Origin of the sequence: Streptomyces sp. NPDC052101 (genome assembly GCF_040680235.1) — a bacterium.
In the GTDB taxonomy this organism is placed as follows: Bacteria; Actinomycetota; Actinomycetes; order Streptomycetales; family Streptomycetaceae; genus Streptomyces.
On the sequence record NZ_JBFAWH010000003.1, the window covers coordinates 191,470 to 216,385 of the forward strand.

Genomic DNA, 24,916 nt, shown 5'->3' on the forward strand with positions numbered 1-24,916 from the left:
GCAGAATGGATGGCAGAGGTGCGCCCGAGCGCGCGGATGCATGACGTCGATGCGGTCCCCCGGTCCGCTCCGTCGGCAGGCCCGCCAAAGGCAGCCGCACTCGACGAGACGGCGTAGGAGAGAAGCGATACCTGTGAGCGCAGCGACAACGCGAAGCCGCACCCCCGACCGTCTGTGCGCCGAGGCGGTCGATCTCGCCCGCGGTGCCGCCGAGGAGGCCGCCGCGCCCGGCGTGGTCGGCGAGCACGCCGGCCTGGTGTCCGAGGGCGACCGCGTTGTGACGCACTTCTTCGAGTGCAAGGAGCTGGGCTACCGCGGCTGGCGCTGGGCGGTGACCGTTGCCCGCGCCTCCCGCGCCAAGATCGTCACCCTCGACGAGGTCGTCCTCCTCCCCGGCCCCGACGCCCTGCTCGCCCCCGAGTGGGTCCCGTGGAGTGAACGCCTGCGCCCCGGCGACCTCGGCCCCGGCGATCTGCTCCCCACCGACCAGGAGGACCTGCGCCTGGAGCCCGGCTACAGCGGCGAGGAGGAGCCGTCGCCGAACGCGGCGGTCTCGCACGAGATGGCGGAACTGGCGGAGGCGGAGGACGCCGACGTCACCCCCGGCGCCCCGGCCGTCCAGCCCATGGTCCCCTCCCGGGGCTCGATCGCCTCCGTCGCCGAGGAACTGGGCATGCGCCGCGCCCGCGTGCTGTCCCGCTACGGCCTCCATGTCGCCGCGGACCGCTGGGAGGAGTCGTACGGCCCCCGGACCGCCATGGCCCAGGCCGCCCCGGCGACCTGCCTGACCTGCGGCTTCCTGAACCCCATCGGAGGCTCCCTGGGCCAGGCCTTCGGTGTCTGCGCCAACGAGTTCTCCCCGGCCGACGGCCGCGTGGTCTCCCTCGCCTACGGCTGCGGCGGCCACTCGGAGGCCGCGGTCATGCCGAAGCCCCCGCAGCCGGCCGCGCCGGTCATCGACGAGACGAGGGTCGACCCCTTCCCGCTCCGCCCCGCCCACGGCTCGGGCTCGGTCCCGGAGGTCGGCGACGAGGAGACGGCGGAACTGGGCCACTCCTGAGCCGGAGTCGCTCCTGAGCCGGCGCCGCTCCAACGGGTGCCCTCGGCGGCGCAGTTGCCCGGCGGGCAGCCGGGCTCGGTGCCGCCAAGCGCTGACCGGATGAATCGGGCTGCTCCATAAGGGGTGCCGCGCGCGTTCGTCGGCCACCGCAGGGGGGCCGCTCCTCGATCATCGCCGGGGCCGGCGCTGGGCCGGCCTCGACGCGAGGAGTGGCCCGATGGCGGACCGAAGCGTTTCCCGAGGCCAGAGTGTTTTCCGAAGCCAGAGTGGTTCCCGAGCCCGGAGTGCTTCCCGGAGCCGGTCGAGCCGGCGGCGCGGCAGGTGGGCCGCGGTCTGCGCGGGCCTCGCGCTCGCGCTGGGCGTCGCGCAGGGCACGGCGGCCGCGGCGGGCACCCCGGATCCCTCGGTACCGCGGGGGAAGCTCCTCTCCGCCCCCACGGCGCTGGTCGGGGGGCTGGTCCACCCGGACGCGCCGCCGGCCGGAGCCGACGACTTCAGCTGCAAGCCCACGCGTGAGCATCCGCGCCCGGTCGTCCTGCTGCACGGGACATTCGCGAACGCCTACGACGACTGGAGCGTGCTGGCCCCGTACCTGAAGCAGCTGGGCTACTGCGTCTTCGCGCCCAACTACGGCGGGGCACCCGGCAATCCGGTCAAGGCCACCGCGCACGTCCCGGACTCCGCCCGGCAGATCGCCGACTACGTCGACGGCGTCCTGAAGGCCACCGGCGCCCACCAGGTCGACCTTGTCGGCCACTCCCAGGGCGGCGGTCTGACGCCCCGCTGGTATCTGCGGTTCGACGGCGGCACCGACCCCGCGCACCCGGAACGCAACAAGGTGCACAGCCTCATCGGCCTGGCGCCGTCCAACCACGGTACGACCGCCTCCGGCCTCGGCACCCTGACCACCAAGCTGGGCCTCAACCCGACCGTGTCCCTCCTCGCCGGCCAGGCGTACGCGGACCAGATGGTCGGCTCCGAGGTGAACACGACGCTGGACCGGGACGGGGACACGCAGCCCGGGGTCGACTACACCGTCATCGCCACCAAGTTGGACGAGGTCGTCACCCCCTACACGCACCAATTCCTGACCGCGGGACCGAAGGCGACCGTCAAGAACATCACGATCCAGGAGATCTGCCCCCGGGACCTCTCCGAGCACGTCTCGATCGCGTACGACTCCAACGCCGCCCAACTCGTCCGCAACGCCCTCGACCCCGCCCACGCCCAGCCCGTCAGCTGCGGCCTGACCCTGCCCGTACTGGGCGGCTGAGGCGTCAGTTCCTGCGAGGGCCGTCGTAGTCCGGTGCGACACGCACTTCGGCCCACACCGTCTTGCGTGGCGGCAGCCCTGGTGCGACACCCCATTTGTCGGCCAGGGCCTCCACGAGGAGAAGACCTCGGCCGGAGTCCGCGTCGGGGTCGGGTAGCGCCGGTTCGGGGTGGTGGTCACCACGTGTGTCCGCCACCTCGATACGGAGCGTGTCGCCGACGGCGTACAGCGTCAGCCGGAAGTCCCGGCCCACGACCCGGCCGTGCGTGGCGGCGTTGGCCGCCAGCTCGGCGACGATCAGCTGGGCCGGGTCCAACGCCATTCCCCAGGAGTGGAGTTGTTCCGTGGCGAGCAGCCGGGCGAGACGGGCGCCGCGAGGTGTGGAGGACAGCTGGGCGGTGAAGTTCGGGATGGGGGTGGAGATTTCCTGGTTCACATCACTCAGAGTGGCCGCGGATGACTACCGTGAACAGTGACGACGCGGTTGCGTAGGGTCACTGTCCAGGCGCGTCCAGTGGTGTCTGGGCTGTCGAGAGGGGGCGCGGTGAGTGGTGTGAGCGAGGAAGAGGAGCCGGGGTGGGAGGTCGACCCGGACGACGAATGGGGCCTGGCCGTGATCGCCACGGTGGGGAGGCAGTTGCGGCTGAGGCGCGAGGCGGTGGGGATGCGCGCCGCCGACTTCGCCAAAGCCGTGGGCTACAGCGAGGACATGGTCTACAAGGTGGAGGCCGGGAAGCGGATCCCCCGGCCCGAGTACCTCGACAAGGCGGACAAGGTGCTGAAGGCGGGCGGGCTGCTCGCCGCGATGAAGGAGGACGTGGAGAAGGTCCGGTATCCGAAGAAGGTTCGGGCGCTGGCGGAGGTTGAGGCGAAGGCCGTGGAGATTCAGTTGTACGACCCGCTGAGCATCCATGGGCTGTTGCAGACACCGGAGTACGCACGCACCCTGCTCGGGATGCGGCGCCCCGCCTATACGCAAGCCGAGGTAGAGCGATACTTCGCTGCCCGGATGGCCCGCAAGTCGGTCTTCGAGCGGGACCCGGCACCAGAACTCGGTTTTGTACTGGAGGAGTGGACGCTCCGGCGCCCGCTCGGAGGACGAGGGTTGCTCCGCCGTCAGCTCGAACACATCCTTGAAGTGGCGCAGGTGCGGGGTGTCGAACTTCAGGTGATGCCGATGGACAGGGAAGAGCACGCTGGAGTAGACGGCAGTATCGAGCTGCTGAAGTTCGCTGATGGCACGGCTATCGGCCGTTCTCCTGCGCTGGCCAACGGCCGTCCGGTCGATGAGCCGAGGCACCTCCGTATTCTTGAGCTGCGCTATGGCATCATCCGGGCTCAGGCGCTGACTCCCCGTGAGTCGACGTCCTTCATCGAAGAGCTGCTGGGGGCAACATGATCCGCTGGTTCAAGAGCAGTTACAGCAGCGGCAGCGAGGGCGACTCCTGCGTCGAAGTGGGCCTGGACTGGTTCAAGAGCAGCTACAGCGATGGCAACGAAGGCGACTCCTGCGTAGAGGTCGCCCCCACCCCCACCACCATCCACATCCGCGACTCAAAGCAGACCGACGGCCCCCAGCTGGCGCTCACGCCGGAGGCCTGGGTCGGCTTCGTGTCGTACGCCTCCGGCGGCTGACGTCCTCGCCGGTCACCTGATCGACTTGCGTTCACTCCACCGCCGCGCACCTTCGAGTTGCGGTCCCGCCGCGGCGCGGTACCTTCAGTCGTCGCCGACGAGGAGAGTGAACGTGAGCAAGTACGTGCGGCCCGCGGCCGAGGGTGCCGACCCCTTCGGCACCGCCCGGCTGCGCCGTGGTGTCCTCGACGCCTGGGCGACCAGCGCCGCCCGGTTCCGTGAGGACGCCAACGCCGAGGAGGATCTCGTCCTCGGCGGTTACCGGGACCGGCTCGTCGTCGAGCTGGCCCAGAACGCCGCCGACGCCGCCGCGCGGGCCAAAACCCCTGGTCGACTGCGGCTCACCCTCCGGGACGGCGTGCTCGTGGCCGCGAACACCGGTGCCCCGCTGGACGCGGCCGGTGTCGAGTCGCTGTCCACCCTGCGCGCCTCCGCGAAGCGGGACACCGAGGTCACCCAGGGTGCCGTCGGGCGGTTCGGGGTCGGGTTCGCCGCCGTGCTCTCGGTGACCGACGAGCCCGCGATCGTGGGGCGGCACGGGGGTGTCCGCTGGGCGCTCGCCGAGGCGCGCGAGCTGGCCGCCGACATCGCCCGGCACAGCCCGGGTCTGGGGGACGAGGTACGGCGCCGGGACGGGCACGTGCCGCTGCTCCGGCTGCCGTTCGCCGCCGAGGGGACCGCTCCGGACCCGTACGACACCGCCGTCATCCTGCCCCTGCGGGACGCGGCCGCCGCCGATCTCGCCGAACGGCTGCTGGGCGCCGTCGACGACGCTCTGCTGCTCGCCCTTCCCGGCCTTCAGGAGGTCGTCGTGGAGGTCGGTGAGCAGGCGCCGCGCACCCTCAGCCGGCGCACCGACGGCGCCTTCACGGTCGTGGAGGACTCCCTCAACGGCATCACGAACTGGCGTACCGCCTCCGGGCACGGGCCACTCACCCCCGAGCTGCTCGCCGACCGCCCGGTGGAGGAGCGGCTGCGCCCCCACTGGTCGGTGACCTGGGCCGTGCCCGTCGACGCCTACGGCGCCCCGGCCCGGCCCCGTACGGCCCCGGTCGTCCACGCCCCGACCCCCAGCGACGAGCCCCTCGGGGTGCCCGCGCTGCTCATCGCCTCCTTCCCCCTCGACACCACCCGCCGGCACCCGGCTCCCGGCCCGCTCACCGACTTCCTGGTGCAGCGCGCGGCCGACGCCTACGCCGAACTGCTCGCCGAGTGGCGGCCGGTGACGGAGGGGAGCATCGACCTCGTGCCCGGACCGCTCGGCAAGGGCGAACTGGACGGGGCGCTGCGGCAGGCCGTGCTGGAGCGGCTGCCGCGCACCGCGTTCCTGCCGCCCGCCGTTCAGGCGAAGGGCGGCGACGACGACCACGAGCTTCCGGAGGCGCTGCGCCCCAGGGAGGCCGAGGTCGTGGAAGGCGCCGGGGCGGACACCGTGCGGGTGCTCGCCGAGGTGCTGCCCACGCTGCTGCCGGCCGGTCTTGAGAGGCGGGCCGAGCTGCGCACGCTCGGGGTCGCCCGGCTGCCGCTGGCCGACGCCATCGACCGGCTCGCCGGTCTGGAGAAGGACCCCGAGTGGTGGTGGCGGCTCTACGACAGCCTCGCCGGGGTCGACCCCGAACGGCTGTCGGGGCTGCCGGTGCCGCTGGCTGACGGGCGGACGACCATCGGCCCACGGCAGGTCCTCCTGCCCGCCCCGGACGCCGCCCGGATCGACGCGGACGTCCTCGGGCGGCTCGGGCTGAAGGTCGCCCACGAGGACGCCGCGCATCCGCTGCTGGAGAAGCTGGGCGCGCTGCCCGCCACCCCGCGCGCGGTGCTCACCACCCCGCAGGTGCGGGCCGCCGTCGCCGCCTCGCTGGACGAGGAGGGCGCGATCGGGGGATGGGAGGAGGACGCTCCGGACGCCGAGGAGCTGGCCGACACCGTCCTCGCGCTGGTCCGGGACGCGGGGCTGGAGCCCGGTGAGGAACCCTGGCTGGGCGCCCTGGCGCTGCCCGACGAGGACGGGGAACCGGCACCGGCGGGTGAGCTGGTCCTTCCCGGCAGCCCCTTCGCCCGGGTGATCCGCGAGGACGAACTGGCCGCCGTGGACCAGGACCTGGCCGAGAAGTGGGGCGAGCAGCCGCTGACCGCCTGCGGTGTGCTCGCGAACTTCGCGCTCGTCCGCGCCACCGACGTCGTCCTCGACCCGGACGAACTGGATCCCCGGGAGGGCGACTTCGCCGAGCCCGACGACGCGGGGCTGCTGGACGCCGTCGACGTGTGGTGCGAGGACATCCTCGACCGCTTCCCGGACAGCCCGGTGCCGCCGGTCGCCACCGAGCTGGTCGCCGTACGCGATCTGGACCTGGTGGACGACGAGCGCTGGCCGCAGGCGCTCGCGCTGCTCGCGCAGCCGCCGCTGCGGGACGCGCTGACCCAGCCCGTGCGGATCCTGCTGCCCGACGGCACCCACGAGGTCGTACGGCCGTACACGGCCTGGTGGCTGCGCGGCCACCCGGTGCTCGACGGCCGACGGCCCGCCGGTCTGCTCGCGGCCGGCGGTGATCCGCTGCTGCACGGGCTGTACGACGAGGCCGACGCGACCGGGTTCGAGGACGAGCAGGTGCTGCGGGCCCTGGGCGTGCGGACCTCTGTTGCGGCTCTGCTGGACGAGCCCGGCGGCGCCGCCGAGCTGCTGGACCGGCTGGCCGACCCCGGGCGGCCGGTCACCTCGGCCCAACTGCACGGACTGTACGCGGCGTTGGCGGACCTCGATCCGGAGCAGGTGACCCTGCCGGACGAGCTGCGGGCCGTGGTCGACGGGCGGGTGGCCGTGGTGGACGCGGCCGACGCGGTCGTGGTCGACTCGCCGGACCTGCTGCCGTTCACCTCGGGAGTGCCGCTGCTGCCCGTCCGCCCGTCCCGGGCCGCGGAGCTGGCGGAACTGTTCCAGGTGCGGCGGCTGAGCGAGTCCGTCACCGGCGAGGTGCACTCCGAGGGCACCGAGCACGAGGTGCCGGAGCCGGTGCGGGTGCTGCTCGGGGCGCGCACGCCGGAGACGTACGTCGAGCACGAGGAACTGGTCGTGGACGGCGTGGAGATCGACTGGTGGCTCACCGACGACGGGGTGCTGCACGCGGCGACCCTGGAGGGCGTGGCGGCGGGCCTGGCGTGGGCGGCGGGTCAGTGGCCGCGGCGCTTCGAGGTGGCGGCCCTGCTGGAGGACTCGTCCCGGACGGAGGAACTGGCCCGGGACCGCTGGTTCGACTGACGGCACACCGGATCCACAGCCTTCACCCGTCCCTCATACGGTTTTCAACTTACGTACAACCGTCCCCCTGCGTACCGAGTCTCACCGGCGGAAGCCAACTGGCTCACCGATCACTCTGTACGCAGGGGAGCACATGCGTATACGTGCCACCGTGGCCGCCGTCTCCGGCGCCCTGGCCCTCTCCGCCTTCGTCATGCCGGCCGCCCGGGCCGCCGACGCGGGCTCGGCGTCCTTCCGCGCGGACGCGGCGCGGACCGTCTCGCACGCCGCGTCCGGCAAGGCCGCGTTCAGCACCGCCGAAGCGGCGACCCGCCTGAACGTCACGTTCTCCCACCTCAAGATCGCCAAGGCGGTCAAGGTCGGGACGACCAACCACGTCTCCACCAGCGTCAGCTACACGCTGACCCACGGCGCCGGCGTCGACTTCACCTCCCACGACTTCGCCACCGGCCCCTTCATCTACACGGGCTCGTCCAGCGCTCCGGACAAGCTGCTGTTCGGCGACAACCCCGCCACCTGCACCGCGACCTCGGCGACCACCGCCAGCTGCAAGGGCCTGATCGACATCTACCCCGGCCCCGGCAGCGAGCAGCTGGTCAACGCCGACGCCGGCACCTGGCACGCCGGCGCGCTCGCCCTCGTCTACAGCGCCAAGGCCTCCGCCGCGCAGTTCGACCTGGGCGCCACCCTGGTGCAGCGCAACTCCACGCTGACGGTCGACGCCGCCCCCGAGCCGGTGAAGAAGGGCGCCACCGTCACGGTGACGGGCAAGCTCGCCCGCGCCGACTGGGAGGACCACAAGTACCACGGCTACACCGGCCGGCCGGTCAAGCTCCAGTTCCGCCCGAAGGGCTCCAGCACGTACACCACGCTGAAGACCATCACCTCGGACTCCGCGGGCAACCTGAGGACGACGGTCAAGGCCACGGTCGACGGCTACTACCGCTACTCCTTCGCGGGCACCTCGACCACCCCGGCGGTCAACGCCACGGGTGACTTCGTCGACGTGCAGTAGTCGACGTGCAGTAAGCGGGACGCTGTCTCTCACTTGTGTAATGGATCATTAATCCAGGCATAAAATCTGGTCCGCGGGGGCACCGGCCGTACAACCAGCCGCATCCCCCGCGGATCTGATCGCGTGAGTCAACCGACTCCACGATCACTTCTCCCTTCAGGGGAACGCACATGCGCATACGTGCCACTGTGGCCGCCGTCTCCGGCGCCCTGGCCCTCACCGCCCTCGCAGTCCCGGCCGCGCAGGCCGCCACCGACTCGGGCGCGCCGTACACGCTGAACGCAAGCTTCTCCAACGTCTCGATCGCCAAGGCGATCAAGGTGGGCACCACCAACGAGGTCACCGTCCCGTACTCGTACACGCTGACGCACGGCGCCGACGTGAACATCGCCGCGAGCGACTTCTACACGGACGCCTTCCTGTACCACGGCACCTACAGCGACACGGAACCCGAGCTGTTCGGCGACAACCCGGCGACCTGCACCGCCACCTCGTCGACGACGGCCACCTGCAAGGGCTCCATCAACATCTACCCGGCCCACTCCTCCTCCGACGGCGGCCTGCTGAACGCCTGGGCCGGCGGCTGGAGCGTGGCTGCCGAGGCCATCGCCTTCAACGGCCAGAACCAGCAGAGCCCCGACATGAGCAAGGTCGGCTACAAGGACCAGAGCGGCCTGGGCGCCACCCTGGTCCAGCGCAACTCCACGCTGACGACCACCGTCAGCTCGACGTCCGTCTACACGGGCAAGACGTTCACGGTCTCGGGCAAGCTGTCCCGCGCCAACTGGGAGGACCACCAGTACCACGGCTTCACCGGCGTGCCGGTCCAGCTCCAGTTCCGCAAGGCGGGTACCAGCACGTACACCACGGTCAAGACGGTCACCACGGACTCGTACGGCAACCTGAAGACGACGGCCACCGCCAACTACAGCGGCTACTGGCGTTACTCCTTCGCGGGCTACTCCACGACCCCGGCCGTCAGCGCCACGGGTGTCTACGTCGGCGTGAAGTAACCCGACCGAACCGCACACAGCCGCCCCGCCGACACACCGGTGGGGTGGCTGTGTCATGTCCGGGGCACATGCCGGTCCTGCGGAGTACGCTTGCGGCGACTGATCAACAACGGGGGTAACATGCCAATCAAGCACTTAAGACGGGCAGTTGTGACGGTCGCGGGGATCGCCGCGCTCGTCCTGGGCAGCGCGCCCAGCGCCTTTGCCGACGGCGAGGTGACCTGGCGGCACAAGACGTCCGACGACTGCCTCTTCTACCGGGTCAATGTGACCGGCAAGCCCTATGACGTGGGCATCGACTGGTGCGCCGCCGCGAACGTCTGGTACGAGCAGCACAACAGCGACGACGACAGCTGGCTGATGCATCCGGGCGGCAACCGCGACTACTGTCTGGCGGCCTACTCCAACGACGACGTCTACGTGGAGCCCTGCACGCCGAACAACGACTGGCAGCGCTGGTACGAGCGCTGGACCGGCTCCTACTGGAAGCTCCAGCACAAGCAGACCGGCCGCTACCTCGACAGCAACGACTCCAGCGTCTATCTCGGCCCCGGCGGCTGGAACAACGACAACAAGTACCAGCTCTGGTACTGACCCACTCCCGCACGACCTGATATCCCCGAAGGCCCTGAGTCGACGGGGATATCAGGCATGCCGAAAAACAGAGCGGAATGCTCGACTTTCTTTTTCGGCGGGCGATATCAATTCCCTTGTGGGCTTCAAAAGAACCTGTGTAACGTCCCGCTTCGGCCGCCACTGAGGCAGCCGCGACCACATTGCTGAACAACGAAAAAATGGGGGAACAGACATGCGTGTCAAGCGCATAGCCCAGGCCGTCGGAACGATGGCGCTCGCTCCGCTCTTCGTCCTCGCGACGAGCGCTGTGGCCCACGCCGACTCGGACGTCCACTGGAACCACAAGCCGGACGGAAGGTGCCTGGACGCCGACTACAACGTGTGGGGCACGCCGGTCGACGTCACGCTCCGCGACTGCAGCAGCGCCTATCGTCCCTGGCACGACGTGCAGCAGGGCGACGGAAGCTGGCTGGAGCAGGTCGCGGGCAAGAACGGCTACTGCATGACCGCGTACACCGACCACGACGTCTACACCGAGCCGTGCAGCGGCAACAACTACCAGCGCTGGGACGAGATCGACACCGGCGCGGGCTGGAAGCTGCGCAACCGGCAGACCGGCGAATGCGTCGACAGCAACGGAAAATCCGTCTACATGCACGAGTGCAACGACGGCAACGAGTATCAGCTGTGGAACTGAGCCGAAAAACGGGGAATTCCGTACGGGTGATTCCGTACGGGAACTGAAGACGGGGAACTGAATTGCTCAAGAAGCGCATGGGGCGCGCACTCGGCGCGGTGCTGCTCGCTCCCGCACTGATGGTGGCGGCGGCCACCGCGGCCCACGCCGACGGAAACGTGGTGTGGAACCACAAGGACGGCGGCGGCTGTCTCACCGCGGACTACGACCACCACTACGGGTGGTACGACGTGTCACTCAAGTACTGCTCGTTCGGTGCCGCGAAGTGGCACGACATCAATGTGGGCGGCAACGTCTTCATCGAGCAGATGGCCGAGGTCCCGGGCACCTGCCTCGCCGGGTACACCGACCACGACGCCTACGTCGAGGCGTGCAGCAGCGGCGCCAACGACTACCAGCGCTGGCGGGAGATCGACACGGGCAACGGCTGGAAGCTCCAGAACGTGGCCACCGGCGAGTGCCTCGACAGCGACAACGACAAGGTCTACACGCACGAGTGCAACGACGGGAACAAGTACCAGCTCTGGACCTGAGCCCCGGCGTCCGGTGACGGAGCCGGACGCTCAGGCGGGAAAGCGGCGGTCGACCCACTTCCAGATCCACTCCAGGGCGGCCGCCGCCACCACCGCCACGCCGACGGCGGTCCACGGCATGCTCACCCCGACCAGCTTCAGCGCGAAGAAGCTCTGCAGGGCCGGTACGGCGAGGATGAACACGAACGCCAGGCCCATCGACGCCACCAGCAGGACCCGCCACCAGGTGTACGGCCGGGCGATGATCGCGAGGATCCACATGGAGACCAGGAAGAGCGTCAGGGTGGCCGCGCTGGTCTCGGCGCCCAACTGGCCACCACCCGTGTAGAAGTGACGGGCGATCAGGTACGTCACGAAGGTCGCCACTCCGGCCACCACACCGCCCGGGACCGAGTACCGCATGACCCTGCGCACGAAGTGGGGTTTCGCCCGCTCCTTGTTGGGCGCGAGGGCGAGGAAGAACGCCGGGACGCCGATGGTGAGCGTGGAGAGCAGGGTCAGGTGCCGCGGCAGGAAGGGGTACTCGACCTGCCAGCACACCACCAGCACCGCCAGCAGCACCGAGTAGACCGTCTTCACCAGGAACAGCGTCGCCACCCGAGTGATGTTGCCGATCACCCGGCGGCCCTCGCCGACCACCGACGGCAGGCTCGCGAAGCTGTTGTTCAGCAGCACGATCTGCGCCACCGCCCGGGTCGCCTCCGAGCCGGAGCCCATGGCGACCCCGATGTCGGCGTCCTTCAGCGCGAGCACGTCGTTCACGCCGTCGCCGGTCATCGCGACCGTGTGCCCGTTCGACTGCAGCGCCCCGACCATGTCCCGCTTCTGCTGCGGGGTGACCCGCCCGAAGACGGTCCCCGCCTCCAGCGCGTCCGCCATACCGGCCCGGTCGGCGGGCAGGCGCCGTGCGTCCACCGCCGTACCTTCGAGGCCCAGCTTGGCGGCGACCGCGCCCACCGACACCGCGTTGTCCCCGGAGATGACCTTGGCGCGCACGTCCTGGTCCGCGAAGTAGCGCAGGGTGTCGCCCGCGTCGGGCCGCAGCCGCTGCTCCAGGACGACGAGGGCACTGGGGCGGGCGCCATGGGCCGGCTCGGCATCGTCCAGGTCGCGGCTCGCGCGGGCCAGCAGCAGCACCCGCAGCCCCTGCTCGTTGAGGCGCTCGGTCTCGGTCAGGGCCGGGTCGTGGTCGGCGAGGAGGACGTCCGGGGCGCCGAGCAGCCAGGTGCTGGTCTCGCCGTCGGCCTCGCTGAACGCGGCCCCGCTGTACTTGCGGGCCGAGGAGAACGGCAGCGACTCCACGCAGCGCCAGTCCTCGCTGTCCGGGTAGGCGTCGATGATCGCCTGGAGGGAGGCGTTGGGGCGCGGGTCGGACTCGCCGAGCGCACCGAGCACCTTGCGCAGATACTCCTCGTCGGCCCCGCCGAGCGGCCGCAGCTCGGTGACGTCCATGCCGCCCTCGGTGAGCGTGCCGGTCTTGTCCAGGCAGACGGTGTCGACGCGGGCGAGCCCCTCGATCGCCGGCAGCTCCTGCACCAGGCACTGTCTGCGGCCGAGCCGGATGACGCCGATCGCGAAGGCGACGGAGGTGAGCAGCACCAGCCCTTCGGGGACCATCGGGACGATGCCGCCGACCGTGCGGGCCACGGCGTCCTTGAAGCCGTTGCTCTTGACCACGAGCTGGGTGACGACCAGGCCGATCGCGGCCGGGACCATCATCCAGGTGACGTACTTGAGGATCGTGGAGATGCCGGTGCGCAGCTCGGAGTGGACCAGCGTGAAGCGGGAGGCCTCCTCGGCGAGCTGGGCGGCGTAGGCCTCGCGGCCGACCTTGGTCGCCGTGAAGCCGCCGCCGCCGGCGACCACGAAGCTGCCGGACATGACCTGGTCGCCGGGGCGTTTGACGACGGGGTCGGCCTCGCCGGTGAGCAGCGACTCGTCGATCTCCAGCCCGTCGGCCTCGGCGCACACGCCATCCACGACGATCTTGTCCCCGGGCCCGATCTCGATCAGGTCGTCGAGGACGATCTCGTTGGTGGCGACTTCGACGGCCGCGCCGTCCCTGCGCACGGTCGGCCGGGCCTCCCCGATGACCGCGAGCGAGTCGAGGGTCTGCTTGGCCCGCCATTCCTGGACGATGCCGATGCCGGTGTTGGCGAGGATCACGAAGCCGAAGAGGCTGTCCTGGATCGGCGCGACGAACAGCATGATCAGCCAGAGCAGGCCGATGATCGCGTTGAACCGGGTGAAGACGTTGGCCCGGACGATCTCCCCGAGCGACCGGCTGCTGCGCACGGGCACGTCGTTGACCTGGCCGCGGTTGACGCGTTCCGCCACTTCGGCGCCGGTCAGCCCGGCCGACGCACTCTTCGGCAGGGCCACGGGATGCACGGGGTCGAGTTCGGCACCCGCGTCTATATGGCTCATGCCATCGACGGTACGTGCGGTTCTGCCCAGCCGCCCACTTGACCCGTCAGCCGGAGAGCGTGCCCTGCGAAGCCGCCGCCCGCTTGATCGCCGCGTCCCGCCTGCGGACGTACCAGACGCCGATCAGCCCCAGCCCGCCCCCGGCCAGGCACGTCCACAGCCACCACAGATGGCCGTGGTCGGCGAACCAGCCGTAGAACGGAAGCTGGACCAGGAAGAGCACGAACCACACGATCGTGCCGCCGGTGATGGTGGCGACCACGGGCCCCTCCAGGGGCTCCGGCGCCTCGTGCTTGGGGGTCCACTTGGCCATGTCGCACAGCTTACGAGGCGGTCGCGTCTACGCGCGGAGATAGCGATCTCCCAGTCATACGTTCATACTGAAACCGTTTGTCTTCGACCGTTTCCGCTCGTACGAAACTCCAAAGAGGCTCGGGGGAACCCTCTTGGTGATGAGGTCCCGCATGTCCACCCCGGCACCCGCCAAGGCCCCCACCCCCGAGAAGCCGGGCGGTGCGCCGGTCCATGGCGCGCTCGACCGCTACTTCAAGATCTCCGAGCGCGGCAGCTCCGTCGCCCGCGAGATCCGCGGCGGTTTCGCCACCTTCTTCGCGATGGCCTACATCATCGTGCTGAATCCGATCATCCTTGGCACCGCGAAGGACATGCACGGTCACCATCTGGACAACGGCCAGCTGGTGACGGCGACCGCGCTGACGGCCGCGTTCACCACGCTGCTGATGGGTGTCATCGGCAATGTGCCGATCGCGCTCGCCGCCGGCCTCGGGGTGAACTCGGTCGTCGCGCTGCAGCTGGCGCCCCGGATGTCCTGGCCGGACGCCATGGGCATGGTCGTCCTGGCCGGTTTCGTGGTCATGCTGCTGGTCGCCACCGGTCTGCGCGAGCGTGTGATGAACGCCGTGCCGTTCGGCCTGCGCAAGGCGATCTCGATCGGTATCGGCCTGTTCATCATGCTGATCGGCCTCGTCGACTCCGGTTTCGTCTCGCGTATCCCGGACAAGGCCGACACCACCGTTCCGCTGCAGCTCGGCGTGGGCGGTCATCTGCACGGCTGGCCGGTGGTCGTCTTCATCCTCGGCGCGCTGCTCACCTTCGCGCTGATCGTCCGCAAGACGCCGGGCGCGATCCTGATCTCGATCGTCGGCATGACCGTGCTCGCGGTGATCCTCAACGCGGTCACCACGATCCCGTCCTGGGGCCTGACGGTCCCGAAGTGGCCGGGCAACCCGGTCGCCACTCCCGACTTCGGCCTGGTCGGCCACGTCAGCCTGTTCGGCGGCTTCCACAAGGTCGGCCTGCTGACCGGCACCCTCTTCGTCTTCACCGTCCTGCTGTCGTCCTTCTTCGACGCCATGGGCACGATCATGGGAGTCAGTGACGAGGCCAAGCTGACCGACGCCCAGGGCTATATGCCGGGCATCAACCGGGTCCTGTTCATCGACGGCCTCGCCGTCGCGACGGGCGGCGCCAGCTCCTCCTCGGCCACCACCGCGTTCGTGGAGTCCACGGCCGGCGTCGGCGAGGGTGCCCGTACGGGCCTCGCGAACGTCGTCACGGGCGGCCTCTTCGCCGTGGCGCTGTTCCTCACCCCGGTCGCCACGATGGTCCCGTCCCAGGCGGCCACCCCGGCGCTGATCGCGGTCGGCTTCCTGATCCTGTCGAACTCGATCAAGGAGATCGACTGGGCGGACTACACGATCGCGATGCCGGCGTTCGTGACGATGCTGATGATGCCGTTCACCTACTCGATCACCAACGGCATCGGCATGGGCTTCATCACCTTCACGGTGCTGCGCCTGGCCGCCGGCCGGTTCCGGGAGATCCCGGCCGCCATGTACGTCGTCTCGGCGGTCTTCGCCTTCTACTACCTGATGCCGGCCCTGGGCCTGACCTGATCAGGAGCTGTCCACGCGTCATGTGACGCCGTAGAACCTCTCCGTCTCCTCGACGGCGGCCTGGAACCGTTCGTCGAAGTCGTCCCGGATGAGCGTGCGGATCACATAGTCCTGCACGCTCATTCCTCTTTTCGCCGCATGGTGCCGGAGCCTTTCGAGCAGCTCTCCGTCTATGCGCAGGCTGAGCACGCTGGTCCCCATGTCTACGAGGGTCGCCACATCAGCCCATCCCGTGCGTCACTTTCCGGAAGCGGCTCACTCATATGAGTGATCGTGGGGTTGAGTGGCCAGGGTCACGGGCATCGCACCTGTGTCGCGGTGGTCTTTAGCGAGAGTAATGAGTTACTCTAAAGAACATGCCGGACCTTACCCATGGCGACGACGCTGCCGCCGTGAACTCCCTCCGCTCCGCCGTGATGCGGTTGTCCCGTCGGCTCAAGCACCAGCGGGTCGACGAGTCGCTGAGCCCCACCGAGATGTCGGTGCTCGGCACCCTCGCCCGCTGCGGCTCGGCCACACCGGGCGAGCTGGCCCGCAAGGAGCACGTCCAGCCGCCGTCGATGACCCGCATCGTCGCGCTGCTGGAGGCCAAGGGACTGGTCCGGCTGGAGCCGCACCCCGAGGACCGGCGCCAGAAGGTCGTCACCCAGACCGAGCAGGCCGAGGCGATGCTCGAGGAGAGCCGCCGCAAGCGCAACGCCTTCCTGGCCGGCCTGGTCGAGGGCCTCGACGAGGACGAGTGGGCCGCCCTGCGCGCCGCCGCCCCCGTGCTGGAGAAGCTCGCACACCTATAACCGCGCCCATGGAGGAGGCGAACGCTTTTGAGTACGGGATCCGGAACACCTTCCGCCCCCGCACCGACCGCCCACAACCCTCGTAAGTCCTCGATGTTCAGCTCGCTGAGGATCCGGAACTACCGCCTGTTCTTCATCGGCCAGGTCGTCTCCAACACCGGCACCTGGATGCAGCGCATCGCCCAGGACTGGCTCGTCCTCAGCCTCACCGGCTCCTCCGCAGCCGTAGGCATCACGACGGCCCTGCAGTTCCTGCCGATGCTCCTCTTCGGCCTCTACGGCGGTGTCCTGGTCGACCGCCTCTCCAAGCGCCCCACGCTGCTGGCCACCCAGGCCTCGATGGCCGTCGCCGGCCTCGCGCTCGCCGCGTTGACCCTCACCGGCCACGTCCAGGTCTGGCACGTCTACGTCGCCGCCTTCGCCGTCGGCCTCGCCACGGTGCTCGACAACCCGGCCCGCCAGTCCTTCGTCTCCGAGATGGTCGGCCCCGAGCAGCTGCAGAACGCGGTCAGCCTGAACTCGGCGAACTTCCAGTCCGCCCGCCTGGTCGGCCCCGCCGTCGCCGGCCTGATGATCACCAGTGTGGGCACCGGCTGGGCGTTCCTCGCCAACGGCCTGTCCTTCGTCGCACCCATCACCGGCCTGCTGCTGATGCGCGCCCGCGAACTGCACGTCGTCGAGCGCGCGCCGCGCGGAAAGGGCCAGCTGCGCGAGGGCCTGCGCTATGTGGCCGGCCGCCCGGAGCTGATCTGGCCGATCGTCCTCGTGGGCTTCATCGGCACCTTCGGCTTCAACTTCCCGGTGTGGCTGTCGGCCTACGCCGAGCAGGTCTTCCACGCCGGTGCCGGCGCCTACAGCCTCTTCAACACCCTCATCGCCGCCGGCTCCCTGGTCGGCGCCCTGCTGGCCGCCCGGCGAGGCACGGCCCGGCTGCGCATCCTGACCGCCGCCGCGCTGGCCTTCGGCGCGCTGGAGGTCGTGGCCGCGCTGGCGCCGTCGTACTGGCTGTTCGCGCTGCTCATGGTCCCGATCGGCATCTTCGGCCTGACGGTGAACGTCACGGCGAACACCGCGGTCCAGATGGCCACCGACCCGGCCATGCGCGGCCGGGTGATGTCCCTGTTCATGATGGTGTTCATGGGCGGTACGCCGGTGGGCGCGCCGATCGTCGGCTGGATCACCGACACCTACGGCGCCCGGGTCGGCTTCGCTCTCGGCGGCATCGTCTCCGCCGCGGCCGCCGGCACCATCGGCCTGGTCCTGGCCCGTGTCGGCGGGCTGCGGCTGGCGGTGGGCTGGTACCACGGCCACCCGCGGGTCCGGTTCGTGCCGAGAGAGCGGGAGCAGCTGGCGACGGCGGCGTGACGGCGGCGTAGAGATCACCACGCCGTGTCCCCGTACGGATGCGTGTCTGCGTGTCGATCGCCGGTGCGATTGCGCCCCATGAGATGACTTCTGCCAGTACGCCCCCTTAGGGGCCCGTATGGGAACAGGAGCATCCGCATGGCATCACAGGCATCGCCCCCGAGACCCCGCTCCCGCGTACGGCTGCTGACGGCGGTCGCGCTGGCCCTGGGCACGGTCGGCGCGCTCGCCGCCGCGCCGCCCGGGGCCGTCGCCGCGCCGCGCAAGGCCGACCACGGCTTCCGGGAGCGCGATCTCGTCTCCGACCTCGCGGGCAGAGCGGAGCGGCAGGACCAGAACCTGGTCAACCCCTGGGGGCTGGTGCGCACGCAGGACGGGGCGATCAGGGTCTCCAACAACGGCACCAGCACCTCCACGGTGTACTCGGGCGCCCGGGACCACCGGCCGGTCACCGTCCTTACGCCCGTCGTCCACCTCCCCGACTCCGCCGACCCGACCGGGATCGTGCGCAACGACACCCGCGACTTCCGCTTCACCGCCTCCGGACGCTCAGGTCCCGCGCGGTTCATCTTCGCCGGGGAGAACGGCGGCCTCTTCGCCTTCAACCCGCAGGTGCTCCCGACGACCGGCGTCCAGGTCGCCCAGGAGGACAACGCCGTCTTCAAGGGCCTGACCCTCGTCGACCACGAGCGGAAGGAGGAGAAGGGCGGACGGCACCGGCCGCGCATCCTCGTCGCGAACTTCCGCGACGCGCGCATCGACGCCTTCGACACCCACTTCAAGCAGGTGAAACAGGCCGCCGACGCGTTCCAGGACCCGAAGATCCCGAGCGGCTTCGCGCCCTTCGACGTCAAGGACATCGACGGCAGGGTCTTCGTCACCTACGCCAAGCAGGACGCGGCCAAGCACGACGACGTCGCGGGCCCGGGCAACGGCTTCATCGACGTGTTCAGCACCAAGGGCAGGCTGCTCAAGCGCTTCGCCCGCCGCGGGGTGCTCAACTCGCCCTGGGGCCTGGAAACGGCTCCCAAGGGCTTCGGGAAGTTCGCCGGCGACCTGCTCGTCGGCAACTTCGGCGACGGCCGCATCCACGCCTTCGACCTCAGGACCGGCCGGTTCGAGGGGACCCTGAAGGACCGCCACGGTCGGCCGATCGAGATCAACGGCCTGTGGGGGCTGCAGCGGGGCACGGCCCGGTCCGGCGGCCGGGACAGTGTCTGGTTCGCGGCGGGAATCCAGGACGAGGCGCACGGGCTGCTCGGCACCCTGCGCGCCGAGCGCTGATCCGCCGATCGCACCCAGGGTGCTCGCCGGGCGGTTCACACCCGCCGGGCGAGCACCTGTCCCGGCCAGTCGTCCTTGCCGTGGGTGTAGGCCTGTGTCGGGATGAAGCCGTTGGCCTCGTAGAAGGCGACCAGCTTGCGGTCGTCACCCGCGTAGCAGTCCACGCGCAGCAGGGAGACTCCCACCCGCCGGGTCTCCTCGGCCGCGTGGGCGAGCAGGGCGGCACCGGCGCCGTGGCCCTTGAAACGGCGGTCGGAGGCGAGCCAGTGGATGTACCGCTCGGGCTCGCCGGGCGGCGGCAGATGGGACAGATAGGCGCCGGGCCCCTCGGTGAGGGTGAGCGTGGCGGCGGGCACGCCGTCGACCTCGGCGATGTACGTACGGCCCTGCTCCATGGCCCCGGTGATCGCCTCCGCCACCCTCGGGTTCTCCGACAGCGGCTTGTCCCCCCACTGACGGGTGCGCCCCTGTGACACCAGCCACTCCACACTGCTGTCGAGCATGCCGAGTATCACGGGGAGATCGTCGGGTCCGCCTTCGCGCACGGTGATCGTCATGAAGGTCATCATGCACACCGGTGTCTGCGAAGGTGAAGGCATGAGACTCTTCGCCGCGGTGCTCCCCCCGGAGCAGGTGGTCCATGAACTCGCCGTCGAGATCGCCAAGTTGAAGCGGCTGCCCGGCGCCGAGCGGCTGCGCTGGACGAGCCGCCCGGGCTGGCACTTCACCCTGGCCTTCTACGGCGAGGTCGCGGACGACGTCGTACCGGACCTGTCGGAGCGCCTGGCCCGCGCGGCCCGCCGCACGTCCCCCTTCGCCCTGGCCCTCTCCGGCGGCGGCCAGTTCGGCCACGGCAAGGCCCTGTGGACGGGTGGCTACGGCGAGGTGGAGGCGATGCGGCTGCTGGCCGACCGGGCGGAGTCGGCGGCGCGGAAGGCGGGCGTGCCGATGGAGGAGCACCGGCGCTTCAAGGCCCACCTGACGGTGGCGCGGGCACGGGACTCGGTGGACGTACGGCCGTATGTCGATCTGCTCCGCGAGTTCACCAGCAGGACCTGGACGGTGGACGAGCTGGTGCTGGTCCGCAGCAACCTGCCGAGATCCGGGGTGCCGGGGGAGCAGCCGCGGTATGAGGCGGTCGCCCGCTGGGCTCTGGGCGGCGCCGGTTAGGCTCGGTCATGTGGACCCGAAGAGTCGGAACCGGATCATGGCCGGTGCGCTTGTGTTGATGCTGGTGGTTGTCGCCGTGGCCGCGGCCGTCAGGTAGCGGCTGGCCTGTCGCCCCAGGGGCGCGGGGTTCCCTTCTACATGCGGCCCCGCGCCCCTGGGTGGGTCACCCCTGAGGTGTCACCAGGCGAAGGCCTCCGGGGACGGGCCCGGGCCCGGGAAGACCTCGTCCAGGCCTGCCAGCAGCTCCTCGCCCAGCTCCAGCTCGACCGCCCTGAGGGCGGAGTCCAGCTGTTCGGCGGTGCGCGGGCCGACGATCGGGCCGGTCACGCCGGGCCGGGTCAGCAGCCAGGCCAGGGCCACCTCGCCGGGCTCCAGGCCGTGCTTGTCGATCAGGTCCTCGTACGCCTGGACCCGGGCGCGGGCGGCGGGGTCCTTGAGGGTGTCGGCGGCCCGGCCGGAGGCCCGGCGACCGCCCTGGACCTCCTTCTTGATGACGCCGCCGAGCAGGCCGCCGTGCAGCGGCGACCACGGGATGACACCGAGGCCGTACTCCTGCGCGGCCGGGATGACCTCCATCTCGGCGCGCCGCTCGGCGAGGTTGTACAGGCACTGCTCGCTGACCAGGCCGATGGTGCCGCCGCGGCGGGCGGCGATCTCGTTGGCCTGGGCGATCTTGTAGCCGGGGAAGTTGCTGGAGCCCGCGTAGAGGATCTTGCCCTGCTGGACCAGGGTGTCGATGGCCTGCCAGATCTCCTCGAACGGCGTGTCCCGGTCGACGTGGTGGAACTGGTAGAGGTCGATGTGGTCGGTCTTCAGCCGCTTCAGGCTGGCGTCCACGGCCCGGCGGATGTTCAGCGCGGAGAGCTTGTCGTGGTTGGGCCAGGCGGCCTGCCCGTCGGGGGCCATGTTGGCGTAGACCTTGGTGGCGAGGACGACCTTGTCGCGCCGGTCGCCGCCCTTGGCGAACCAGTTGCCGATGATCTCCTCGGTCCGCCCCTTGTTGTCACCCCACCCGTACACGTTGGCGGTGTCGAAGAGGTTGATGCCGGCGTCCAGCGCCGCGTCCATGATGGCGTGGCTGTCGGCTTCGTCGGTCTGCGGCCCGAAGTTCATCGTCCCGAGGACGAGCCGACCGACCTTGAGTCCCGTGCGTCCAAGCTGCGTGTACTTCATGGTCCACCAGCCAACGGCTTGGAGTGGGCTCTAGGCAAGCACTTCAGTCCCGGGGGAAGTCGTCGGTTTTGAGGATGAGGTCGACTACGGTGCCGGTCAGGTCGATGTCGGTGCCGAAGTCCACCGTCGTCCTCACGGCGTAGTTGCCGTCCTTGGGGTCGGTATAGACGTGGCAGCGGCCCTGGTAGGGATCGGCGATGACATAGACGGGGGCCTCGGCGACGGCGTAGGCGGTCTTCTTGGGGCCGTAGTCGTTGTGGGCCGTGCCCTTGGAGATGACCTCGGCGACGAACTCGACGTCTTCGTGGCGCCATAGGCCCTTGGCGTTCTTCTCGGCGCCCTCACGGATCTTCGCTACGTCCGGGGCGTAACCGTTCAAAATCCCAGGGAAGTCAATGCGCACGTCGGACAGCACATTCACGTCCATGCCGAACGTGTCCTCAAGGGCTCGGACGATCCGGCGGATGATCTGCCAGTGGATGTCCCGCTGCGGCGTCATGTAGACGGTCCCCTCGACGATTTCGAGCTTGTATCCCTCGGGGACGGGCATCTTCTCGAACCGCTCGAAAAACTCGTCGAGCGTGATCGGGCTGTCGCTCTCGGCCATCTCGATCCTGTCGTCAAGGACGGTCATCGTGGCGCTCCTCCCCGGCTGCCCCACGGACGAGTGCAGCCGCGCGGTTCAACGATACGCACCGTGACGGGGAGACGCCGGAATCAAGTCAACCTGTTCCAGCCGCGTACGCCTGTCCGACCCCCCACGCCTCCCACATCGCCCCCGCGAACGCCCCCGCGATCCGGTGCTCCCCGCTCGCGTTGGGATGCGTCCCGTCGTAGGTGTCGGCGTGGATGTCGTACGACTGAGGCGCGGAGGCCAGCAGGATCGGCGAGCGGGGCTCGTCCAGGTCGGCGACTGTCTTGGCCAGCAGGACATTGAAGAGGTCCACCTGCGCGGCGAACGAGGTGTCCGCCTCGGCCCGTATGTTCGGGATGACCGGGAGCAGCACCATGCGGATGTGCGGGTTCGCCTCCCGGGCGCCGTCGGTGAACGCCCGTACGTTCTCCGCCGTCTGCTCGGCGTTGGTGTAGAAGCCCAGGTCGATCAGCCCGAGGGAGACCAGGAGGACGTCGGCGCGGTGCTCGCGGACCGCCGCCGAGATCAGCGGGGCCATGTGCAGCCAGCCCTCGCCCCAGCCCGCCAGATGGCGGCGGGGGAAGCCGGGATCGGCGTACGCGTGGGACGTCGGGGCGTCGGCCGACTTGTCGTACAGCTCCTCGCGCGGGCCGACGAAGGTGAACGGGCCGTCGTACGTGTCCCGCAGATGCTGCCAGAGCCGGTACCGCCATGTGTGCTCGCCGGCGCTCCCGATCGTCATGGAGTCACCTACGGGCATGAACCTGAGCATCCGCTCATGATGAACGATCGTGCGCACCGGTGGGGTGTGAGGCCCACCACGTCCGGTGCGCCCCGCGTGAGCGCCCCCGTGAACCCCCGGGGGGAATGGCAGGCTTGGGGGTATGCGTCGATCGTTCGCCGTCCTCGCCGGGGTGTTGCTCGCCGGTGCCTGCGCGCTGCCCGCCTCCGCCGCCGACGGTGACGGCGACCAGGGGTTCACTTTCAAGGACCCGCGCATCACCGAGTCCAGCGGGCTCGCCGCCTCCCGTCTCCACCCCGGCGTCTACTGGACGCACAACGACAGCGGCGACGGGCCGTACGTCTACGCCGTGGACAGCCGGACCGGGAAGACCGTCGCCCGGATCACCCTGCGCGGCATCGGGTCCCCGCGTGACGTCGAGGCCATCTCCATCGGGCCGCACGACGAGATCTACCTCGGCGACATCGGCGACAACTTCGGCGGCAGATGGCCGTACGTCTGGATCTACCGGCTGCCCGAGCCGAAGGAGCTGAGGGACCAGACGGTCACCGCCACGCAGTACGTGGTGAAGTACGCGAACGGACCGCGCGACGCCGAGTCGCTGGTCGTCCACCCGAAGACCGGGCGGGTCTACATCATCGACAAGAAGGAGGACGGCGGGCATCTGTACGAGGGCCCGGCCACCCTCTCCACGTCCGGCACGAACGTCTTCAAGCCGATCGCCCCGGTCGACCTGTGGGCCACGGACGCGGCCTTCTCGCCGGACGGCCGGCAGCTCGCCGTACGCGGCTACATCGGCGGTATCTCCTACGACTGGAACGGCGGCCGGATCAAACGCGAGGGCCAGCTCGACGTGCCCCTCCAGGGGCAGGGCGAGGGCGTCAGCTACTCCGTCGACGGAACCAAGCTGCTGTACAGCAGCGAGGGCGCCGACAGCGAGGTCGTGGCGAAGGACGCGCCCGGCCTGCCCGCCGCCAAGTCCCCGTCCGTGAGCGCGAGTTCGGGTTCGGGTTCGGTGGGTGGCTCGGTCGCCGGGACCCTGAAGATCGGTGCGGCCGTCGTCGCCGTGGGCCTGGCCGCCCTGTTCGGCCTGCGCAGGCTGCGACGCCGGGGCTGAACGGCCCGAAGGGCGCCCGGTGGCCACCGGGCGCCCTTCGCTGTCGTGGACGGGACGACTACGGCTTGTCGATCGGCTACAGCTTCTCGATCACGTAGTCGACGCACTTCGTCAGGGCCTCGACGTCCGCCGGGTCGATGGCCGGGAACATGGCGATGCGCAGCTGGTTGCGGCCGAGCTTGCGGTAGGGCTCGGTGTCGACGATGCCGTTGGTGCGCAGTGCCTTGGCGACGGCGGCCGCGTCGATCTCGTCCGAGAAGTCGATCGTGCCGATGACCTGGGAGCGCTTGGCCGGGTCGGTGACGAACGGGGTGGCGTGCTTGGACTCCTCGGCCCAGGAGTACAGGCGGGTGGAGGAGTCCTTGGTGCGGGCCGTGGACCAGGCGAGACCGCCCTGGCCGTTGAGCCACTTCAGCTGCTCGTTGAGCAGGAACAGGGTGGCGAGGGCCGGGGTGTTGTACGTCTGGTTCTTGCGGGAGTTGTCGATCGCGGTCGGCAGCGAGAAGAACTCGGGCACGTGCCGGCCGCTGGCGTGGACGCGCTCGGCGCGCTCGATCGCGGCCGGCGAGAAGAGCCCGATCCACAGGCCGCCGTCGGAGGCGAAGGACTTCTGCGGGGCGAAGTAGTAGACGTCGGTCTCGGAGACGTCGACCGGGAGGCCGCCCGCGCCGGAGGTGGCGTCCACCAGGACGAGCGCGCCCTCGTCGGCGCCGGCCACGCGCTTGATGGGCATGGCGACACCGGTGGAGGTCTCGTTGTGGGTGTAGGCGTAGACGTCGACGCCCGCTTCGGCCCGCGCCTCGGGGTGGGTGCCGGGGTCGGTGGCGATGACGGTGGGCTCGGCCAGCCAGGGGGCGAGCTTGGCCGCCTTGGCGAACTTCGAGGAGAACTCGCCGAAGCTGAGGTGCTGGGACTTGTTCTCGATCAGACCGTGGGTGGCGATGTCCCAGAAGGCGGTGGATCCGCCGTTGCCGAGGATCACCTCGTAGCCCTCGGGCAGCGAGAACAGGGAGCTGATGCCCTCACGGACCTCGCCGACCAGGTTCTTGACGGGCGCCTGGCGGTGGGAGGTGCCCATGAGGGACGTGCCGGTGGCGGCGAGGGCGTCCAGCCCCTCGGTGCGCACCTTGGAGGGGCCCGCGCCGAAACGTCCGTCGGCGGGCTTGATGTCAGCGGGAATCTGGATGTCGGCCACGAGTCGGAGGGTATCGGCTGGGCGAAACCGGGCGGAACCATGTC

Annotated in this window: 25 protein-coding genes; 16 read left to right on the top strand and 9 right to left on the bottom strand. The window is 70.1% G+C overall.

The annotated features are described in order from the left end of the window. The first annotated feature begins 133 nt into the window (after positions 1-133). Both AB0L75_RS08135 and AB0L75_RS08140 read left to right on the top strand, forming a co-directional pair. A complete protein-coding gene (locus AB0L75_RS08135; protein WP_365176971.1) occupies positions 134-1,060 on the top strand; it encodes a DUF3027 domain-containing protein in 927 nt (308 codons plus the stop codon). Positions 1,061-1,277: 217 nt separating this feature from the next. Continuing rightward, positions 1,278-2,333, top strand: a complete 1,056-nt coding sequence (locus tag AB0L75_RS08140) for an alpha/beta fold hydrolase (RefSeq protein WP_365176974.1) — start codon at positions 1,278-1,280, stop codon at positions 2,331-2,333. A gap of 4 nt (positions 2,334-2,337) precedes the next feature. On the opposite strand, the gene AB0L75_RS08145 is transcribed toward AB0L75_RS08140, so the two are convergent. Then, positions 2,338-2,769, bottom strand: coding sequence for an ATP-binding protein (locus AB0L75_RS08145; RefSeq protein ID WP_365176977.1), 432 nt, complete (start codon positions 2,767-2,769; stop codon positions 2,338-2,340). A 117-nt stretch (positions 2,770-2,886) separates the two neighbouring features. Here AB0L75_RS08145 and AB0L75_RS08150 point away from each other — a divergent pair, with 117 nt between their 5' ends. The 8 genes from AB0L75_RS08150 (at position 2,887) to AB0L75_RS08185 (ending at position 11,055) form a co-directional block, all read left to right on the top strand. After that, complete coding sequence (locus AB0L75_RS08150) at positions 2,887-3,732, top strand: helix-turn-helix transcriptional regulator (protein ID WP_365176979.1); 846 nt, start codon at positions 2,887-2,889, stop codon at positions 3,730-3,732. Continuing rightward, on the top strand, positions 3,729-3,968 hold the full coding sequence (locus tag AB0L75_RS08155; RefSeq protein ID WP_365176981.1) for a DUF397 domain-containing protein: 240 nt from the start codon (positions 3,729-3,731) through the stop codon (positions 3,966-3,968). The genes AB0L75_RS08150 and AB0L75_RS08155 overlap by 4 nt, the downstream gene beginning before the upstream one ends. Before the next feature lie 112 nt (positions 3,969-4,080). Then, the gene (locus AB0L75_RS08160) at positions 4,081-7,221 is read left to right on the top strand and encodes a molecular chaperone Hsp90 (protein ID WP_365176983.1); all 3,141 of its coding nucleotides are present in this window, start codon (positions 4,081-4,083) and stop codon (positions 7,219-7,221) included. 133 nt (positions 7,222-7,354) lie between these two features. Beyond that, complete coding sequence (locus AB0L75_RS08165; RefSeq protein WP_365176986.1) at positions 7,355-8,236, top strand: hypothetical protein; 882 nt, start codon at positions 7,355-7,357, stop codon at positions 8,234-8,236. A 170-nt stretch (positions 8,237-8,406) separates the two neighbouring features. Further along, positions 8,407-9,249 (top strand): hypothetical protein, encoded by an 843-nt coding sequence (locus tag AB0L75_RS08170; protein ID WP_365176988.1) that lies wholly within the window; start codon positions 8,407-8,409, stop codon positions 9,247-9,249. Between the two features lie 150 nt (positions 9,250-9,399). Continuing rightward, positions 9,400-9,843 carry a hypothetical protein gene (locus AB0L75_RS08175; protein WP_365176991.1) on the top strand — a complete coding sequence of 148 codons (444 nt, stop codon included), beginning with the start codon at positions 9,400-9,402 and terminating at the stop codon, positions 9,841-9,843. A gap of 214 nt (positions 9,844-10,057) precedes the next feature. After that, positions 10,058-10,522: a ricin-type beta-trefoil lectin domain protein gene (locus AB0L75_RS08180; protein ID WP_365176993.1), complete on the top strand. Its 465-nt coding sequence runs from the start codon at positions 10,058-10,060 to the stop codon at positions 10,520-10,522. 77 nt (positions 10,523-10,599) lie between these two features. After that, a complete protein-coding gene (locus AB0L75_RS08185) occupies positions 10,600-11,055 on the top strand; it encodes a ricin-type beta-trefoil lectin domain protein (protein WP_365176996.1) in 456 nt (151 codons plus the stop codon). A gap of 30 nt (positions 11,056-11,085) precedes the next feature. Here the strand turns inward: AB0L75_RS08185 and AB0L75_RS08190 are convergent, their stop codons facing one another. Together AB0L75_RS08190 and AB0L75_RS08195 are read right to left on the bottom strand one after the other, a co-directional pair. Next, a complete protein-coding gene (locus AB0L75_RS08190) occupies positions 11,086-13,482 on the bottom strand; it encodes an HAD-IC family P-type ATPase (protein ID WP_365176999.1) in 2,397 nt (798 codons plus the stop codon). A gap of 46 nt (positions 13,483-13,528) precedes the next feature. Continuing rightward, the gene (locus AB0L75_RS08195; protein ID WP_365177002.1) at positions 13,529-13,795 is read right to left on the bottom strand and encodes a DUF2530 domain-containing protein; all 267 of its coding nucleotides are present in this window, start codon (positions 13,793-13,795) and stop codon (positions 13,529-13,531) included. 151 nt (positions 13,796-13,946) lie between these two features. On the opposite strand from AB0L75_RS08195, the gene AB0L75_RS08200 reads away from it, so the two are divergent. Continuing rightward, the gene (locus AB0L75_RS08200; RefSeq protein WP_365177004.1) at positions 13,947-15,398 is read left to right on the top strand and encodes an NCS2 family permease; all 1,452 of its coding nucleotides are present in this window, start codon (positions 13,947-13,949) and stop codon (positions 15,396-15,398) included. Between the two features lie 18 nt (positions 15,399-15,416). On the opposite strand, the gene AB0L75_RS08205 is transcribed toward AB0L75_RS08200, so the two are convergent. Then, complete coding sequence (locus AB0L75_RS08205; protein ID WP_365177007.1) at positions 15,417-15,599, bottom strand: ribbon-helix-helix protein, CopG family; 183 nt, start codon at positions 15,597-15,599, stop codon at positions 15,417-15,419. A 155-nt stretch (positions 15,600-15,754) separates the two neighbouring features. Between AB0L75_RS08205 and AB0L75_RS08210 the strand changes: the two genes are divergently transcribed. The 3 genes from AB0L75_RS08210 to AB0L75_RS08220 all read left to right on the top strand — a co-directional run bounded on the left by AB0L75_RS08210 (position 15,755) and on the right by AB0L75_RS08220 (position 18,841). After that, on the top strand, positions 15,755-16,192 hold the full coding sequence (locus tag AB0L75_RS08210) for a MarR family transcriptional regulator (protein WP_365177010.1): 438 nt from the start codon (positions 15,755-15,757) through the stop codon (positions 16,190-16,192). A 93-nt stretch (positions 16,193-16,285) separates the two neighbouring features. Next, complete coding sequence (locus AB0L75_RS08215) at positions 16,286-17,557, top strand: MFS transporter (RefSeq protein WP_365178044.1); 1,272 nt, start codon at positions 16,286-16,288, stop codon at positions 17,555-17,557. A 138-nt stretch (positions 17,558-17,695) separates the two neighbouring features. Beyond that, positions 17,696-18,841 carry a TIGR03118 family protein gene (locus AB0L75_RS08220; RefSeq protein ID WP_365177013.1) on the top strand — a complete coding sequence of 382 codons (1,146 nt, stop codon included), beginning with the start codon at positions 17,696-17,698 and terminating at the stop codon, positions 18,839-18,841. A gap of 35 nt (positions 18,842-18,876) precedes the next feature. Here the strand turns inward: AB0L75_RS08220 and AB0L75_RS08225 are convergent, their stop codons facing one another. Next, on the bottom strand, positions 18,877-19,398 hold the full coding sequence (locus AB0L75_RS08225) for a GNAT family N-acetyltransferase (protein ID WP_365177016.1): 522 nt from the start codon (positions 19,396-19,398) through the stop codon (positions 18,877-18,879). Between the two features lie 40 nt (positions 19,399-19,438). Here AB0L75_RS08225 and thpR point away from each other — a divergent pair, with 40 nt between their 5' ends. Continuing rightward, positions 19,439-20,011, top strand: coding sequence for an RNA 2',3'-cyclic phosphodiesterase (gene thpR / locus AB0L75_RS08230; protein ID WP_365177019.1), 573 nt, complete (start codon positions 19,439-19,441; stop codon positions 20,009-20,011). A 177-nt stretch (positions 20,012-20,188) separates the two neighbouring features. Here the strand turns inward: thpR and AB0L75_RS08235 are convergent, their stop codons facing one another. The 3 genes from AB0L75_RS08235 to AB0L75_RS08245 form a co-directional block, all read right to left on the bottom strand. Then, positions 20,189-21,184, bottom strand: coding sequence for an aldo/keto reductase (locus AB0L75_RS08235; protein ID WP_365177022.1), 996 nt, complete (start codon positions 21,182-21,184; stop codon positions 20,189-20,191). A gap of 43 nt (positions 21,185-21,227) precedes the next feature. Further along, on the bottom strand, positions 21,228-21,818 hold the full coding sequence (locus tag AB0L75_RS08240) for a Uma2 family endonuclease (protein WP_365177024.1): 591 nt from the start codon (positions 21,816-21,818) through the stop codon (positions 21,228-21,230). A gap of 88 nt (positions 21,819-21,906) precedes the next feature. Beyond that, entirely contained in the window at positions 21,907-22,590 is a 684-nt protein-coding gene (locus tag AB0L75_RS08245) for a GDSL-type esterase/lipase family protein (RefSeq protein ID WP_365177027.1), read from the bottom strand. Between the two features lie 112 nt (positions 22,591-22,702). Between AB0L75_RS08245 and AB0L75_RS08250 the strand changes: the two genes are divergently transcribed. After that, on the top strand, positions 22,703-23,677 hold the full coding sequence (locus AB0L75_RS08250; RefSeq protein ID WP_365177030.1) for a WD40 repeat domain-containing protein: 975 nt from the start codon (positions 22,703-22,705) through the stop codon (positions 23,675-23,677). Between the two features lie 76 nt (positions 23,678-23,753). Here the strand turns inward: AB0L75_RS08250 and serC are convergent, their stop codons facing one another. Further along, positions 23,754-24,872 carry a phosphoserine transaminase gene (serC, locus tag AB0L75_RS08255; protein ID WP_365177033.1) on the bottom strand — a complete coding sequence of 373 codons (1,119 nt, stop codon included), beginning with the start codon at positions 24,870-24,872 and terminating at the stop codon, positions 23,754-23,756. Positions 24,873-24,916 lie beyond the last annotated feature (44 nt).